The sequence below is a fragment of the Ilumatobacter nonamiensis YM16-303 genome, from assembly GCF_000350145.1.
Lineage (GTDB): Bacteria > Actinomycetota > Acidimicrobiia > Acidimicrobiales > Ilumatobacteraceae > Ilumatobacter_A > Ilumatobacter_A nonamiensis.
This window is the reverse complement of the sequence record NZ_BAOL01000297.1, coordinates 1-14,916: the sequence shown is the minus strand read 5'-3', so window position 1 is coordinate 14,916 and position 14,916 is coordinate 1. Positions and strand designations below refer to the sequence as shown.

At 67.5% G+C, this 14,916-nt stretch carries 15 protein-coding genes; 8 read left to right on the top strand and 7 right to left on the bottom strand.

Going from position 1 to position 14,916, the window contains the following annotated elements; translation table 11 throughout:
• Positions 1-49: 49 nt before the first annotated feature.
• Positions 50-799 carry a VIT1/CCC1 transporter family protein gene (locus ON45_RS20025; protein WP_040496453.1) on the bottom strand — a complete coding sequence of 250 codons (750 nt, stop codon included), beginning with the start codon at positions 797-799 and terminating at the stop codon, positions 50-52.
• A 119-nt stretch (positions 800-918) separates the two neighbouring features.
• Between ON45_RS20025 and ON45_RS20020 the strand changes: the two genes are divergently transcribed.
• From ON45_RS20020 to ribA, 3 genes are read left to right on the top strand one after another with little or no spacing between them, the layout of a single operon-like run.
• Complete coding sequence (locus ON45_RS20020; RefSeq protein WP_040496457.1) at positions 919-1,383, top strand: winged helix-turn-helix transcriptional regulator; 465 nt, start codon at positions 919-921, stop codon at positions 1,381-1,383.
• Positions 1,384-1,439: 56 nt separating this feature from the next.
• Positions 1,440-3,809 (top strand): 5-amino-6-(D-ribitylamino)uracil--L-tyrosine 4-hydroxyphenyl transferase CofH, encoded by a 2,370-nt coding sequence (gene cofH, locus ON45_RS20015; RefSeq protein ID WP_040496452.1) that lies wholly within the window; start codon positions 1,440-1,442, stop codon positions 3,807-3,809.
• A complete protein-coding gene (ribA, locus tag ON45_RS20010) occupies positions 3,806-4,396 on the top strand; it encodes a GTP cyclohydrolase II (protein ID WP_051063477.1) in 591 nt (196 codons plus the stop codon). Before cofH ends, ribA begins: the two co-directional genes overlap by 4 nt.
• An 8-nt stretch (positions 4,397-4,404) precedes the next feature.
• Here the strand turns inward: ribA and ribD are convergent, their stop codons facing one another.
• Positions 4,405-5,385 (bottom strand): bifunctional diaminohydroxyphosphoribosylaminopyrimidine deaminase/5-amino-6-(5-phosphoribosylamino)uracil reductase RibD, encoded by a 981-nt coding sequence (ribD, locus tag ON45_RS20005; protein ID WP_040496451.1) that lies wholly within the window; start codon positions 5,383-5,385, stop codon positions 4,405-4,407.
• 44 nt (positions 5,386-5,429) lie between these two features.
• On the opposite strand from ribD, the gene ON45_RS20000 reads away from it, so the two are divergent.
• The 3 genes from ON45_RS20000 to ON45_RS19990 all read left to right on the top strand — a co-directional run bounded on the left by ON45_RS20000 (position 5,430) and on the right by ON45_RS19990 (position 7,763).
• Complete coding sequence (locus tag ON45_RS20000; RefSeq protein WP_040496450.1) at positions 5,430-6,566, top strand: zinc-binding dehydrogenase; 1,137 nt, start codon at positions 5,430-5,432, stop codon at positions 6,564-6,566.
• Positions 6,567-6,637: 71 nt separating this feature from the next.
• Positions 6,638-7,288, top strand: a complete 651-nt coding sequence (locus tag ON45_RS19995; protein WP_040496455.1) for a nitroreductase — start codon at positions 6,638-6,640, stop codon at positions 7,286-7,288.
• Between the two features lie 58 nt (positions 7,289-7,346).
• Positions 7,347-7,763, top strand: a complete 417-nt coding sequence (locus tag ON45_RS19990; protein ID WP_148288797.1) for a DUF983 domain-containing protein — start codon at positions 7,347-7,349, stop codon at positions 7,761-7,763.
• On the opposite strand, the gene ON45_RS19985 is transcribed toward ON45_RS19990, so the two are convergent.
• Genes ON45_RS19985 through ON45_RS19975 form a run of 3 tightly spaced genes read right to left on the bottom strand, consistent with a single transcriptional unit; the run spans position 7,764 to position 11,786 of the window.
• Positions 7,764-9,125 (bottom strand): glycosyltransferase family 4 protein, encoded by a 1,362-nt coding sequence (locus ON45_RS19985; protein ID WP_083915195.1) that lies wholly within the window; start codon positions 9,123-9,125, stop codon positions 7,764-7,766. It abuts the gene before it with no gap.
• The gene (locus tag ON45_RS19980; RefSeq protein ID WP_040496447.1) at positions 9,122-11,350 is read right to left on the bottom strand and encodes a glycoside hydrolase domain-containing protein; all 2,229 of its coding nucleotides are present in this window, start codon (positions 11,348-11,350) and stop codon (positions 9,122-9,124) included. The genes ON45_RS19985 and ON45_RS19980 overlap by 4 nt, the downstream gene beginning before the upstream one ends.
• A 58-nt stretch (positions 11,351-11,408) precedes the next feature.
• On the bottom strand, positions 11,409-11,786 hold the full coding sequence (locus tag ON45_RS19975) for a hypothetical protein (RefSeq protein ID WP_040496445.1): 378 nt from the start codon (positions 11,784-11,786) through the stop codon (positions 11,409-11,411).
• 59 nt (positions 11,787-11,845) lie between these two features.
• Here ON45_RS19975 and ON45_RS19970 point away from each other — a divergent pair, with 59 nt between their 5' ends.
• A complete protein-coding gene (locus ON45_RS19970; RefSeq protein WP_040496443.1) occupies positions 11,846-12,565 on the top strand; it encodes a flavodoxin family protein in 720 nt (239 codons plus the stop codon).
• Between the two features lie 17 nt (positions 12,566-12,582).
• Here the strand turns inward: ON45_RS19970 and ON45_RS19965 are convergent, their stop codons facing one another.
• Positions 12,583-12,765, bottom strand: coding sequence for a hypothetical protein (locus ON45_RS19965; protein ID WP_040496441.1), 183 nt, complete (start codon positions 12,763-12,765; stop codon positions 12,583-12,585).
• Between the two features lie 245 nt (positions 12,766-13,010).
• Between ON45_RS19965 and ON45_RS19960 the strand changes: the two genes are divergently transcribed.
• Positions 13,011-14,264, top strand: coding sequence for an acyl-CoA dehydrogenase family protein (locus tag ON45_RS19960; protein WP_040496439.1), 1,254 nt, complete (start codon positions 13,011-13,013; stop codon positions 14,262-14,264).
• Between the two features lie 33 nt (positions 14,265-14,297).
• Here ON45_RS19960 and ON45_RS23290 read toward each other — a convergent pair.
• Positions 14,298-14,916: apurinic/apyrimidinic endonuclease family protein (locus ON45_RS23290; RefSeq protein ID WP_040496437.1), on the bottom strand; the 619-nt coding region annotated here is incomplete at its 5' end.

Sequence of the window (14,916 nt, the reverse complement as noted above, 5' to 3'; positions counted from 1 at the left end):
GTGCCATCGGGTGTCAGACACCGGATGGCACGGGATGGCGCGAGGCTCGTCAGGTGAGGGTGCCGAGCCAGGTGCCGATGGCGAACGTCGCGCTGCAGGCGACGACGGCCCAGGTGACCTGACGGAGCGCGGTCCGCACGATCGAGCGCTCGGTGAAACGGGCCAACACGATCCCGACGGTGGCCGTTGCGATCAGTCCCAACACGGACGAAGCGACGATCGCGGCCGTGCCCGACCCGAAGAACCAGGGGAGGAGGGGAATCAGCGCGCCGAGGGCGAAGGCGACGAACGAACTCGCGGCCGCGGCGACCGGATGGCCGGTGTCCGACGGGTCGACACCGAGTTCCTCGCGTGCGTGGACCTCGAGCGCGACCTCGGGATCGTCCATGACCGCGGTGGCCATCTCGTGCGCCTGCTCGTCATCGAGACCGCGTTCTCGATAGACCGCCGCGAGTTCTTCGATCTCCGCGTCCGGTTGTCTGCGCAGTGAACGCCGTTCGATCGCCAGCTCGCGTTCGACGAGTTCGCTCTGGGCCTTCATCGACACGTATTCGCCCGCCGCCATCGAGGTGGCACCGGCGAGCAACCCGGCGACGCCGGCGATGATCACGCTCGACTGGTCGGGTTCGGCGGCCGCGACGCCGAGGATCAGGGCGACGTTCGAGACCAGGCCGTCGCTGACTCCGAACACCGTCGCCCGGGCGGTTCCGCCGGTGACGTCACGGTGGCGGTGCACCATGTAGCGATGGGAGTGATCCCCGTCGTGATCGTGGGCGTGCTCCAGCACTCCATCCGGCATGGCGTCACCGTACTCAGCACGTCGCGTACTCGCCACGAACCATGGTCGGACCGAATCGAGGTTGGTTCGGATTTCGTACCGACTTGGTTCAGAATCCGAACTGACCTAGGGTGGTGTCGATGGAGGAGCCCACGTCGACCGACACCCCCGCCGGATGTTCGATCCAGGCCAGTCTCGACGTGCTCGGTGACCGCTGGACGATCCTGATCCTGCGCGACTCGTTTCGTGGCGTCCGCCGCTTCGACGACTTCCGCCGCGACCTCGACATCGCTCGTCCCGTGCTGACCGAACGTCTCAAGCGACTCGTCGACAACGGCGTCCTCGCCCGCCACCTGTACTGCGAGCGACCACCGCGCTACGAGTACCGACTCACCACTCGGGGAATGGCACTCTCGCCGACGCTCGTCGCGCTGATGCGCTGGGGCGATGACTGGCTGTCGGAGGGAGCCGCGCCGACGGTGCTGGTGCACGAGGCCTGCGGGCATCCGCTCGACCAGCAGTTCGTGTGCTGGGAGTGCGATGAAACGTTCACCCCGTACGACATCGCCAGCCGTCCCGGACCGGGCTCTGCGGCCGCCCACTGACACCCTGACCGCAGCGCCGACCACACCCCGAACCCCTCTCGAGGAGCACGACTCGTATGACCCACCCCACCGACCATCCACTGCTCGAGGAGTCACTCGACGACCTGATGGCGCTCGCTGCGGCCCGTCGCGACGAGAACTACGGGACGCGGGTCACCTACAGCCCGAAGGTGTTCATCCCGCTCACGTTCCTCTGCAACGACACCTGCGGCTATTGCACGTTCGCGCAACCCCCGGCCCGAGTCGAGAAGCTGTTCCTCGAACCCGAAGATGTGCTCAAGATCGCCCGTGAGGGCGCCCGTCGGGGATGTCATGAAGCGCTGTTCACGCTGGGCGAACGGCCGGAGGACCGCTATGACGTCGCCCGGGAATGGCTGACCGAGCGCGGCTACGACTCGACCGTCCACTACGTCGCCGAGATGGCGGACCTCGTGCTGCGCGAAACGGGTCTGCTCCCGCATGCGAACGCGGGCGCGTTGACACGCGACGAACTCGCCCGGATCCGGCCGTTCAGCCCGAGTCAGGGGATGATGATCGAATCGGTCGCACCCGGCCTCGACGCGCACCGCAATGCGCCGGACAAGACGCCGGAGCGGCGCCTCGCCACGTTGGAGGCCGCGGGTGAACTGGACATTCCGTTCACGACGGGGATCCTGGTCGGAATCGGTGACACCCGTGCGGATCAGCTGGCGGGACTGGAGGCGATCGCGGCCGCGCATGCACGGCACGGTCACGTGCAGGAGGTCATCGTCCAGAACTTCCTGCCCAAGCTGCGCACCGCGATGAAGGGCGTGCGCGCCTGTCCGAGCGACGACTACCTGTGGACCGTTGCCGCAGCCCGCCTGATCCTGCCGACCGACATCCACCTGCAGGCCCCGCCCAACCTGTCGGACGACTTCGGAATGTTGCTCGACGCCGGGATCGACGACTGGGGCGGCGTTTCGCCCGTGACGGCCGACCACGTGAACCCGGAGCGTCCGTGGCCCGATCTCGACCGGCTCCGCGAGGTGACCGAGTCGAAGGGCCATGTGCTCGCGCCGAGACTGACGATCTACCCGGAGTTCGTGCGCGACCGGGAACGTTGGCTCGACCCGGAGCTGCACTTCCCGGTGATGGATCGCGCCGATGCGGAATGGCTCGGTCGCGACGATCCCGGCCAGATCTGGCCGGAGAAGACCACCGCTGCCGACACGGTCGCCGACGGCGCCGAGTTCGTGCTGGTCGGTCACCGTTCGACGACGTGGTACTCGGGCGCCGACAGTGCGCCGCCGACGCTCGTCCCCGCGCCGACGCCGCAGCTGAACGGCCCGGTCGCCGACGTGCTCGCCGGGATCGAGTCCGGCGGGGAGCCCGGCACCGACGAGCTCGTGACGCTGTTGGGCGCACGGGGTCCCGAAGTCGCGGCGGTCGCCGAACTGGCCGACCGCCGGCGGCAGGAACTCGTCGGCGACACGCTCACCTGGGTTGCCAACCGCAACATCAACTACACGAACGTGTGCACCTTCAAGTGCAGGTTCTGCGGGTTCTCGAAGGGTCCGTTGTCGCTGAACCTGCGTGGTACGCCGTACCTGCTGACGCTCGACGACATCGCCGAGCGTGCGAAGGAGGGTTGGGACCTCGGTGCGACGGAGGTGACGCTTCAGGGCGGGATCCATCCCGACTTCGACGGCGACTACTACATCGACGTCACCAAGGCGGTGAAGGACGCGGTACCCGACATGCATGTACACGGCTTCACCGCGCTCGAGGTGACCGAGGGGGCGAAGCGACTCGGCGAGGACCTCCCGACGTATCTCCAACGGCTGATGGACGTCGGCCTCGCGTCGCTCCCCGGCACGGCCGCGGAGATCCTCGACGACGAGATCCGGGCGATCCTGTGTCCGGACAAGGTCGACACCGAGGAGTGGCTCGAAGCGCACCGGGCGGCGCACTCCATCGGCCTGCACTCCAACGTGACGATGATGTTCGGAGCGGTCGAGGAACCGATCCACCAGGCCCGTCACTTCGTTCGGACACGCGACCTCCAGAAGGAGAATGTCGCCGCCGGACGGGTCGGGTTCACCGAGTTCGTCGGTCTGCCGTTCGTCCACATGGCGTCTCCGATCTACCTCCAGCGCAAGGCGCGTCGCGGGCCGACGTTCCGCGAGAACCTGTTGATCCACGCGGTCGCCCGACTCGCGTACGGCGAGCTGATCCCGAACGTGCAGGCCAGCTGGGTGAAGATCGGACTCGCCGGGACGGCCCAGATGATGAACGCCGGGTGCAACGACCTCGGCGGAACGCTGATGGACGAGAACATCTCGCGTGCTGCCGGCGCCAGCCACGGACAAGCGATGACCGGCGACCGTTTCGCCGACTTCGCCGAGTCACTCGGTCGGCCGTTGGAACAGCGCACGACCAACTACGGCCGGGTCGGGGTCGCATGATGCTGGTGGAGCGGGTCGGCGATGCGCGCTTGCCGACCGTGCACGGCGAGTTCCGTGTGGTGTCCTACCGGGCTCACGACGGCCACGAGCACCTCGCGATCGTCGAGGGCGATCCGACGGGAACATCGGTGCTCGCACGCGTCCACAGCGAGTGCATGACCGGCGACGCGCTCGGGTCACTGAAGTGCGACTGCGGTGACCAACTCGCGCACGCGCTGCGGGCGATCGCCGTCGAGGGCCGGGGCGTGGTCGTCTACATGCGCGGTCACGAGGGGCGAGGGATCGGTCTCGCGAACAAGATCAAGGCGTACGAACTCCAAGACGGTGGGCTGGACACCGTCGATGCGAACACCGTGCAGGGCCTCCCGGTCGATGCCCGGCAGTACGACGTGGCTGCGGCCATCCTGGGCGATCTCGGTGTCGAGTCGGTCCGACTGATGTCGAACAATCCGGTGAAAGCGACCGGTCTCGTCGAGCACGGGATCGTCGTGGATGCGTTGGTCCCGCTGGTCGTCCCGAGCCGACCCGAGAGCGAGCACTACCTGCGGACGAAGATCGATCGCCTCGGCCACGTCGCCGCGACCTGACGAGGCGCTCAGTCGAGGACGACGTCGAGGCGGAGGTCGGGTCCGAGCAGACGGACGCCGACGAAACGGCCGCGGGCGAGTGCGTCCATCGTGGGGGCACCGGTGCCCCGGAACATCGGCTTGGCATCGTCGCCACCGAAGATCGCCGGCGCCATGTAGATCACGAACCGGTCGACGAGACCCGCGTCGTAGAACTGGGCGACGGTGCTCGGCCCGCCCTCGATCATCAGTTGCAGAACGCCGTCCGAACCGAGTTCGTCGAGCAGCCCGTCGAGTTCACCCCGCCACTCGAGGCACGGCTGGATCTTCGCATCCGCCGGTGCGGATCCGAGGACGACACGGCGCGGGCTCGGCCCCTCGACCAGACGCGTCGTCAGCCACGGATCGTCGGTCCGGACCGTTCCCGCACCGACGAGGATCGCCTGGCTCTCGGCTCGGAGCCGGTGACTGTCGGTGCGCGCCTCGACCCCGGTGATCCATTTGCTGTCCGCATCCGGTGCGGCCGTGCGACCGTCGACCGTCGTGGCGAGCTTGACGAGGACATAGGGCCGACCGGTCGTTCGGTGGTGCAGGTACGGCGCGAGTTGATCGGCGACGTCGTCGGCACGGACGCCGACCGTGACATCGATGCCGGCTTCGCGCAGGAGGCGGATCCCCGCTCCGTTCACCTGTTCGTCCGGATCGGCGACGCCGATGATCACGCGGGCGACTCTCGCGTCGACGATCGACTCGACGCACGGTCCGGTGCGGCCGACGTGGTTGCAGGGTTCGAGTGTCGTTGCGAGCGTGGAGCCACGAGCGTCGGCGCCGGCGGCCCTCAACGCAACGATCTCGGCGTGCGCGCCACCGGGAGGTTCGGTCGCTCCGGTCACGATCGTGCCGTCGGTCGTTTCGATGGCCGCGCCCACCCACGGATTGGGCGCAGTCGTCGACCGGACCGTGTCCGCCGCTGTCATCGCCTGCTGCATCAGGTCGTCATCGGATGCCACTCCCTCATGATGGCCGCTCCGGGTCGATCGGCAAAGATGGGAACATGACCGACCCCGCTTCCGTACCGACCACCACGCTCGAACTCCGCTCGACCGTCGCCGACGACGGCACGGTCACGCTCGGAATGCGCGAGACCGAGGTGCCTGCGCCCGGGCCCGACGAGGTGGTGGTCCGGGTCGACGCGGCACCCATCAACCCGTCCGACCTCGGGATGCTGTTCGCCGGAGCGGACCCCGATACCGCGGTCGCGGCCGGCGACGACCTCCCGGCCGTGCGAGCGACGATCCCCACCGGAACGGTCGGCCTCGAGGCTCGACTGGGCCGACCGATGGCGACGGGCAACGAGGGCGGCGGCACGGTCGTCGCCACCGGTGACTCTGACGCGGCGCGTGCGCTCGAGGGCAAGGTCGTCGGCTTCATGTCGGGAACGGCGTACGCGGAGTATCGAACCCTCAACGTCGCAAGCTGTCTCGAGATGCACGACGGTACGAGCGCCGATGACGCGGCCGCGTGCTTCGTGAACCCGCTCACCGCGCTGAGCATGGTCGAGACGATGCGCCTGGAGGGTCACACCGGGCTCGTCCACACCGTCGGCGCCTCGAACCTCGGACTGATGTTGAACCGGATCTGCCTCGCCGACGAAGTACCGCTCGTGAACATCGTGCGGCGCCCCGAGCACGTGGAGATGCTCGCCGGCGAAGGCGCCGAGCATGTCGTCGATTCGAGCGCGGACTCGTTCCAGGACGACCTCGCCGACGCGCTGCGCGCGACCGGAGCGACGATCGCGTTCGACGCGATCGGCGGCGGGGAACTGGCGTCGACGCTCCTTGCCGGGATGGAGAAGGTCGCGAGCGAGGGCGAGGAGTACAACCGCTACGGGTCCGACACGCACAAGCAGGTGTACATCTACGGCGGACTCGATCGCGGTCCGACGACGTTGAAGCGCAACTTCGGGATGTCGTGGTCGATCGGCGGCTGGTTGCTCATGCCGTTCCTCGGTCGCCTCGGTGCCGAGGGTGCGGCGCGGCTCCGGGCTCGGGTGGCCGACGAGATCACCACCACCTTCGCGAGTCGCTACGGAATGCGTCTCTCCCTGTCGGACGCGGTCGCTCCGGAGCACGTGCGGCGCTACGCACGCATGGCGACCGGCGACAAGGCGCTCGTCACTCCGCACGCCTGACCCACGTGTCGAGATGATCGATCGGCGGCGTTGATTGCGCGCGCGCCGACGTGGTCCGCGAAGCTGCGCCGATGGATGTCACCGAAGCCGTCAACCGCCGCAAGTCGGTCCGCGCGTTCCTGCCGGACCCGGTCGACGACGATCTGCTCGCCGAGCTGTTGACGAAGGCGTCACGGTCGCCGTCGGGCGGCAACGTGCAGCCGTGGCGGATCTACGTCCTCAACGGCGACTCGATGGCGCGGTTCCGCGAGTTCCTGTCGGATCGCGAGCCCGGTCCTTCGGCGTACGACATCTATCCACCGAAGCTGCACGAGCCGTATCGCAGCTCGCGCTACAAGATCGGCGAGCAGATGTACGCGTCGATCGGGATCGAACGCGAGGACAAGGCGGGACGCTTCGCCCAGTTCGCGAAGAACCTCGACTTCTTCGGGGCGCCGGCGGCGATCTTCTGTTTCATCGACCGTGTGATGGGTCCGCCCCAGTGGTCCGACCTCGGAATGTTCCTCCAGACGTTCATGCTGCTCGCGCAGGAAGCCGGCCTCGACACGTGCCCGCAGGAAGCGTGGGCGGTCCACGAGCCCGCCGTGATGGAGTTCGGCGACGTGCCCGAGGAGCTCCGCCTGTTCTGCGGGGTGGCGATCGGCAAGGCCGACGAGGAGCACCCCATCAACAGCGTCGAATCGGAACGTGAACCCCTCGACGTCTTCGCAACATTCCTCTGAGGAGATGTTCATCGTCGTCCGTCGCCGACGAACATTTTCGCGTCCGTAGCCTGGTCTCGTGAAGCGACCGTCGCTGCCGAGGATGTTGTTGCGTGGACTGTTCCGTCGTTGCGCGTGGTGCGGCGGCCGTGGCGCATTCTTCACGGGGTGGACGAGCAAGCAGTCGACGTGTCGGACCTGCGGCCTGAACTGGCGTCGGGGGGACGTCGGCTACGAACTCGGAGCTGCGGCGACGGCGGCCATCATCAGCGTCGGCCCGCTCGTCCTGCTGCTCGGTGCCGTTCTGGCGGTGACCTGGCCCGATGTCCATGTCGTGCCGATGCTGATCGTGCTCGGAGTCGGCGCGGTCGTCATGCCGATCCTGCTGTACCCGTCGTCCTACACCACGTGGCAGGCGGTCGACATCCTGCTGCGCCCGCCCGAACCGGACGACTTCGAGTCCGTCGGTGAGGCGTCCGCGTCGAACGCGAGCTGATCAGGCGGCCGTTGCGGCCGCCTCGGTCTCGGCGACGCGCGAGAACAGACGGTCGAACACCGATTGGCGGTCGAACTGCATCGCGTACGAGCGGGCGTGACCTCCCCAGCGGATCCGCTCGCCGGGAGACAGACCGAGCACGATCTCGTTGAGCGCGTTCGCGATCCCCGACGGATACGACGGCGGAACGAACGTGGCGTGCGATCCGACCGCCTCACCGATGCCGCCCGTGTCGCACGTGACGATCGGGCCCCCACCCGCCAGCATCTTCTCGACGAGCGCGATGCCGAAGGTTTCGACGAACTCCGGTCGCGGCTTGCTCGGCAGGACGTACGCCGCCGAGCCCGCCATGAGGTGCGGCTTCTCGGCGTCGTCGACGTCGTCGAAGAACAGGATGCGGTCGGCGACGGGCGTGGACGCGGCGAGCGCACGCATCGCGGACGCCTCCGGGCCGGTCCCGCAGATCGCGAGCTTCGTTCGGTGGGACGCGGCGCTGATCGCGAAGCCGTTGATCAGGTCGTCGACGCCCTTCGCCTTCGTCACGCGTGAGAGGAACATGACGTAGCGGTCACGCTCGAGCCCCCGTGCGGCGAGTCGCGCCGCGGTCTCCGCCGCGTCGAGGCTGGTGTAGGACGACGAATCCACCGCTGGATACGAGATCTGGACCCGCTCCGAGCAGGCGGGACCGAACGCGGTTCCCCACCGCTCGTCGACCTCGTTCGCAGCCGACACGATCAGCTCCTTCGTGAACTCCGACACCGCGACACACACGTCGTTCGACAGGTACGTGCTCAAGACCTGGGCCGCCGCGCCGAACCGGCCCTGGTCGAGCGCCGTCCGGACGACGTTCGTGATGTCCGACCCGACGGCTTCTGCGATGGTCGTGAGCGGAGCGCACATTCCGGTCGATCGGGCGATGTGGGCGGCGTGCGACACCGCGGTGTCGTGCGGCGTGAGGTACAACGACATCGCCGTGGTCGGCACGCCCTCGGTGAACAGTTCGACCAGCCGTCCGACGATGCCCCCGAGATGGCGGCCGTCGGGCACCTTGTAGTCGCCGACCGGCTCGGGACGCTCGACGGTGATGCCGGCGGAGTACGGCAGGACCGACTCGAGTGGCTTCAGCGGCAGGCCCGCGGCGAGCAACGCGGTGATCGGCCAGGTCACGATGCGCACGTCGTCGAAACCGCGGGTCAGCGCCGCCTCGGCGAGGTTCCGGGCTTCGCCCGAGTGTCCACAGATCACCGGGTCGGCGCGCACCACGATCACCAATCGACGAGTCGGGTTGCTCGGTGGCCCTTCGGACTCGGCGCGGGGGAGGCCGGGCCGGCTGGCGTCGAGGTGGTCGGACAGCATGGTCATGAAGCGGGCTCCTTCGAGGAGAGGTGGCGGGACGACGACGTGGAGAGTGACGGCGGGCGGGTGTCGGTGGCCCAGTCCGACGGCTCGGGGCCGAGGTGCACGCTCAGTCGACCACCGGAGTGGAATTCGGCCGCGGTCAACCAGGACCGGTCGAGCACCGTGTCGTTCCAGGTCACGTGCTGGACGTACTGGGCGGGACCGGCGGGGTCGGGTTCGACGAAGCCGTCGGTCTCGATCGACAACGTCGCGCCGGCGCCGAGCCGGATCCGGGTGTGCGCGAACGACGGTGCGTTGACCAGCACGAGTTGTTGGCCGGCCACCGGGAAGAGGCCGAGCGACGCCCAGACGTACCACGAGCTCAGCGCTCCCGAATCGTCGTTCCCGGGGAGGCCACCTCGGCTGGTGGAGAACTGGTTCATCACGGCGGCATGCACGATGTCGGCCGTCCGGTCGGGCCGACCGATCCAGTGGTAGGCCCAGGGCGCCTCCATGTCGGGCTCGTTGTTCAGACCCTCGAAACGGTCGAGCGCGTACCCGGCGGCGACCTCGTCGAGCGTCGGATCGACGCCCATCTGTTTCACGGGTGGCTCACCGAATCCGAAGAACCGGTCCAGCAGTGCACCGAACGCGTCCTCGCCGCCTGCGAGATCGATCCGACCGGCCATGTCGTGCATCAGTCGGAACGAGTAGTTCCACTTTCCACCCTCGTAGAACGTCGAGTCGAGAACGAGTCCGGTCTCGGGATCGAACGCGTTGACCCACTGCGTCGCGAGCGCAGCGAGACGGCCCGCGAGTTCGTCATCACCGACTCGACGGGCGACGATCGCCGTGCACTCGTGGCCCGTGGAGAGGTCGAGGGTGTGCGCGATCGGATGTGCGACACCGTGTTCGAGGTATTCCTCGCCGAACTGTCGGCGCAGGTCGGCGGCCATGTGCGACAGGGCCCAGTCCCAGTCGATGCCCGCCACTCCGAGCGCACAGAGATCGGCGAGGAACGTGTGCGCGAGGGCGCTGCCTTGACGGAAGAAGCGGTCCGTCCCCTTCGCCATCCGGTAGCCGATCGGGAGATTCCCCTCCTCTTCCGCGACGTGGACGAGCGCTTTCGCGAGCTCGACCGCTCGGTCCGGAAACAGTGCCGTCATCAGCGGAAGCTGAGTGCGATAGATGTCCCACATGGTGCAGATGTCGAATGCAAACGGTCCCGGCGACGGCCAGAACGGACTCTCGTCGGGAGCGAAGCACGGCTTGATGAGCGAGTGGTACAGCGCGGTTGCGAAGACCGTGCGGCGTTCGGGCGACGGGGTCTCGATCCGGATCGCGTCGAGATGTTCGGACCAGGCCGTGGCCGTCACCGACCTCCGTCGGGTGAAGTCCCCGTCGCCGAGATCCCGGTCGAGGTTCTCCTTCGCCTGCTCGACGCCGCGCAGCGAGAAGCCGAATCGCAGTTCGACCGTCTCGCCGGCTTCGACCGGACCCATCCACAACAACCCGAACGGACGGAGCGTCGTCGGGCGGATCGAGTCGAACTCCAGCCGGGTCCCGCCCTGCATGAGTCGGCGGTCGTACCACAGCATCTGGCGCCAGCCCGGCGTGACGCAGTCGACGTGGAAGGCGATCGGCACGCCTTCCATCACCACCTCGCCGTTGGCGGATCCGGGCGTCAGGCTGTCGAGCGACGCCCGCAGCGGCACGGTTTCGCCGTGCTCGATCGTGAGGCCGCCGTGCGAGCAGTCGACCACCAGTCGGGCGTTGTCGTGGGCGGGGAAGGTGTAGCGGTGGATCGCGGACTTCGGTCCCACGGTCAGTTCGGCGCGAATTCCGTTCGCCAGCGTTGCCGAGTACCACCCGGGTTCCGCGGCCTCCGAGGTGATCGGCTGGAACTGGCCGAGATCGTCGAGCGGCGACATCGTCGGCGTGACCCGGAGGTAGTTGTAGTACTTGCGGATCGCTCCCGTGCCCGACTGCTGGAAGTGGGTGAAGCCGGAGGCACCGTGGCCGTCGTGGAGGTGACGTGGTTCGCCCTCGGTCGACCGTTCGTACGATCCGTAACCGGTCGGATACCCGCCGGAGTACGCGCACGCGGAGATCATGCCGAAGGGATGGGCGGCGCCGGGGTGGGTGTTCCCGACCGGTGGTTTCGGCCACCACCAGCTCGCGGCGAGGCCGGACGGGGCAGCAAGGTCCGCGATCTCGGTCCCGATGAACGGGTCGACCGCGTCGAACATGTCCCGAAGGTACGGAACGGATGTGTTGGCAGTGTTTCGCCGCGATGAACGACCTACGTCAGTGGCGTTCGAGCGCCTCGGCCAGACCTTCGGGGTCGGCCACGCTGACCCAGAGCGCCGAATGGTCGTGGAAGCCGATCACCCGATCGATCTTCTCGACGAAGTCGATGCACAGCCCTCGTTGCGGATCGGTTCCGAACGTGAGACCGTCGTCGCTGAAGCTCAGTCGGAGTCCGACCGCGGTGTACCACGGGTGTGGACCCGACACCCGTGCTCCCGCGATGTTGTCGAGCGGGGTCTCGATCGACCAGTGGCCGAAGGTGGCCTGGAACGACTCGTCGGTGATCGTGACGCCGTCGTCGGCACCGACACCCAACGGCAGGAGCACGAACCGCCACCGGTTGTCCCGCTGGTAGGGGAAGAAGGTCGTGGTCACCCCGTCGAGGCTATGCCCCCGGTCTGCGGAGGTACAGAGCCTCACCTACGTTGGTCGGTATGGCTCGATTCGACGGACTCTCCGCGGTGTTGCTCAATTGTTCGCTGGTGCACGATGCATCGAAGTCGCACACCCGACGATTGCTCAACCGGGTGCGCGGGATCATGGCCACCGAGGGCGTGGACGTGGAGTTGATCCACATGCTCGAGCACCAGGTGGGTTTCGGGATGGTGCCGGACACGACCGAGATCGGCGACGACCGGGACGACTGGCCGGACATCCACGCCAAGATCATGGACGCCGACATCCTCGTGATCGGGACACCGATCTGGCTCGGTGTGAAGTCGAGCGTGGCCTCACTGGCGATCGAGCGGCTGTACGCGTACAGCGGCGAGACGAACGAGCACGGTCAGTACCTCTACTACGGCAAGACCGGCGGCTGCGTGGTCACGGGCAACGAGGACGGGGTCAAGGCGTGCTCGATGGAGACGCTGTACGCGCTCAGCCACATCGGCTACACGATCCCTCCCCAGGCCGACTGTGGGTGGCTGGGCGAGATCGGCCCGGGCCCGAGCTACGGCGACGAGGTCGAGGGATCGAACACGCGGGCGGGCTACGACAGTGAGTTCACCAACAAGAACGCCACGATCATGACCTGGAACCTGATGCACACCGCCCAGATGCTGAAGGACCGGGGCGGCTTCCCCGTCGGGGGCAACGTCGCCGAGACCTGGCGCGAGGTCACCAACGCCGAAGACCAGGACCCCGACGCCGACTGAATCCGTGTCGGTGCTGATCAGAGCATCGGCAACTCGACGGCGATCGTCGCGACGGTGTCGGCATGGCGGATGACCTGGTCGGCTGGGAGGTCTCCGCCGGGGAGTTCGACGATGAACGCCGCCGCGTCCTGGTCCGCGAGTTCATTGCGCGCCCACGTGGCGCGGTCGGCGTGCTCGAGGTCGTCGTGTCGGAGCGACACGCGATGAGCGCGACGCAGCTCAACAGGATCCCGCTCAATGGCCTCACCAGGTCAGCCGTCCCCATGGACGCAGTCTCGCCGATGGGCGGGAGTTCCGACGAAGGTTCGGCAGAAAGCGCAACCTGGGTTGCGGTCGCGGGCACAACGCGCAACCGAGGTTGCGTTTCGTCGAATCGTGAGCCTGGAGGACTCCCGCCGCCGGGACAGAATCGTGCCGGGGCCGGTGCATCCGCGAAAGTGTGGTCATGGCCATCGACTTCACCCTCTCCCCCGAACTCGAGGAACTGCGGATCCGGATCCGGGCGTTCGTGAGCGACGTGATCGCTCCCGTCGAGGCCGAGATCGAGGGCCATGGCGACCACGAACCGCTGGGCGGTCGAGACCGGATCAACAAGCTGATCGAGTTGCGCAAGCAGGCGCACGCCGCGGGGATCTGGTTGCCGCACATGCCCGAGGAGTGGGGTGGCATGGGACTCGGTCACGTCGAGCTGGCGATGGTCCAGGCCGAGGCCGCCAAGTCGCGGTACGGCCCGTGGGTGTTCAACTGTCAGGCGCCCGACGAGGGCAACATGCACACGCTGTTGCACTGGGCGACCGACGAGCAGAAGGAGAAGTACCTCAAGCCGCTGTGTGAGGGGCGGACGTGGTCGTGCTTCGCGATGACCGAGCCCGAGGTCGCCGGCTCCGATCCCACGCTGATCCAGACCCACGCCTACGAGGACGGCGACGAGTGGGTGATCAACGGGCACAAGTGGTTCATCTCGAACGCCCGTCGAGCAGACTTCGCGATCCTCGTCTGCCGGACCGAGGACGACCCGGACATCCCGCAGGCGGCGAACTCGGCGTTCATCATCGACCTCCCGCAGGAGGGATGGAACGACGTGCGCGAGGTCGAGACGATGCACGGCGGGACGGGTCACTCCGAGATCGTGATCACCGACCTGCGGGTGCACAAGGATCAGATGCTCGGTGGTCGAGGACAGGGCCACCTGCTCGGGCAGTACCGGCTGGGACCGGCGCGGCTGGCGCACTGCATGCGGTGGATCGCGCAGGCCGAGACGGCGCTCGACATGATGGTCGATCGGTCGTTGAACCGCTTCTCGCACGGCTCGCTGCTCGCCGAGAAGCAGGGCATCCAGTGGATGATCGCCGACTCGACGATGGAGCTGTACCAGTCGAAACTGATGGTGCTCCACGCCGCGTCGAAGATCGACGCCGCGGCGACCGACGACTCGGTCGACTTCAAGGCCGAGGTGTCGATGGCGAAGCACTTCGTCGCGAACATGCTGAACCGGGTGATCGACCGGGCGATCCAGGTGCACGGCGCACTCGGCTACTCGACCGACACCCCGCTGGCGCACATGTACCAGCACGCACGCTGGGCGCGGTTCGCCGACGGTGCCGACGAGGTCCACCAGATGCGGATCGCACAGCGGACCATCAACGCGTACACCGACGACGGCTCCACCCGTCGCGCCACCGGCGACCTCCCGATCTGACGTGACGGCTGGTGCCTCAGCCCAGCCGTCACGTCAGTGGGAACGTTCGATGGTGCGCTGGACGATGCGTTCGAGCATTTCCTGGCGGCCGCTCGAGGTCGCGGGTTCCACGTCCGATGCCAGTTGCTGCTCGTGGAGATCGGCGAGTGTCACCTCGCCGTTCATGATCGAGTTGCCGAGCTCGGAGGTCCATCCGGCGTAGCGCGCGTGGCGCCACTGCTCGAGTTCGTCGACCTCGAGGATGCGCGCGGCGGCGAGCAGCGACTTCGCCATGATGTCCATACCACCGATGTGGCCGTGGAAGAGATCGTTGCGGTCGATCGACTGGCGCCGGAGCTTCGTGTCGAACATCAGCCCACCGGTCGTGAAGCCACCACCTCGCAGGATCTCCAGCATCCCGAGGGTCATCTGCTCGACCGACACCGGGAAGCGGTCGAGGTCCCAGCCGAGCCGGTCGTCGCCCGAGTTCGCATCGATCGATCCGAAGATGCCCGAGTTGACCGCGGTCGCGACCTCGTGCTGGAAGTCGTGTCCCGACAGCGTCGCGTGGTTGACCTCGATGTTGACCTTGATCTCGTCCTCGAGGCCGTACTTCTGCAGGAACGAGTAGACCGTTGCGGTGTCGTAGTCGTACTGGTGCTTGGTCGGCTCC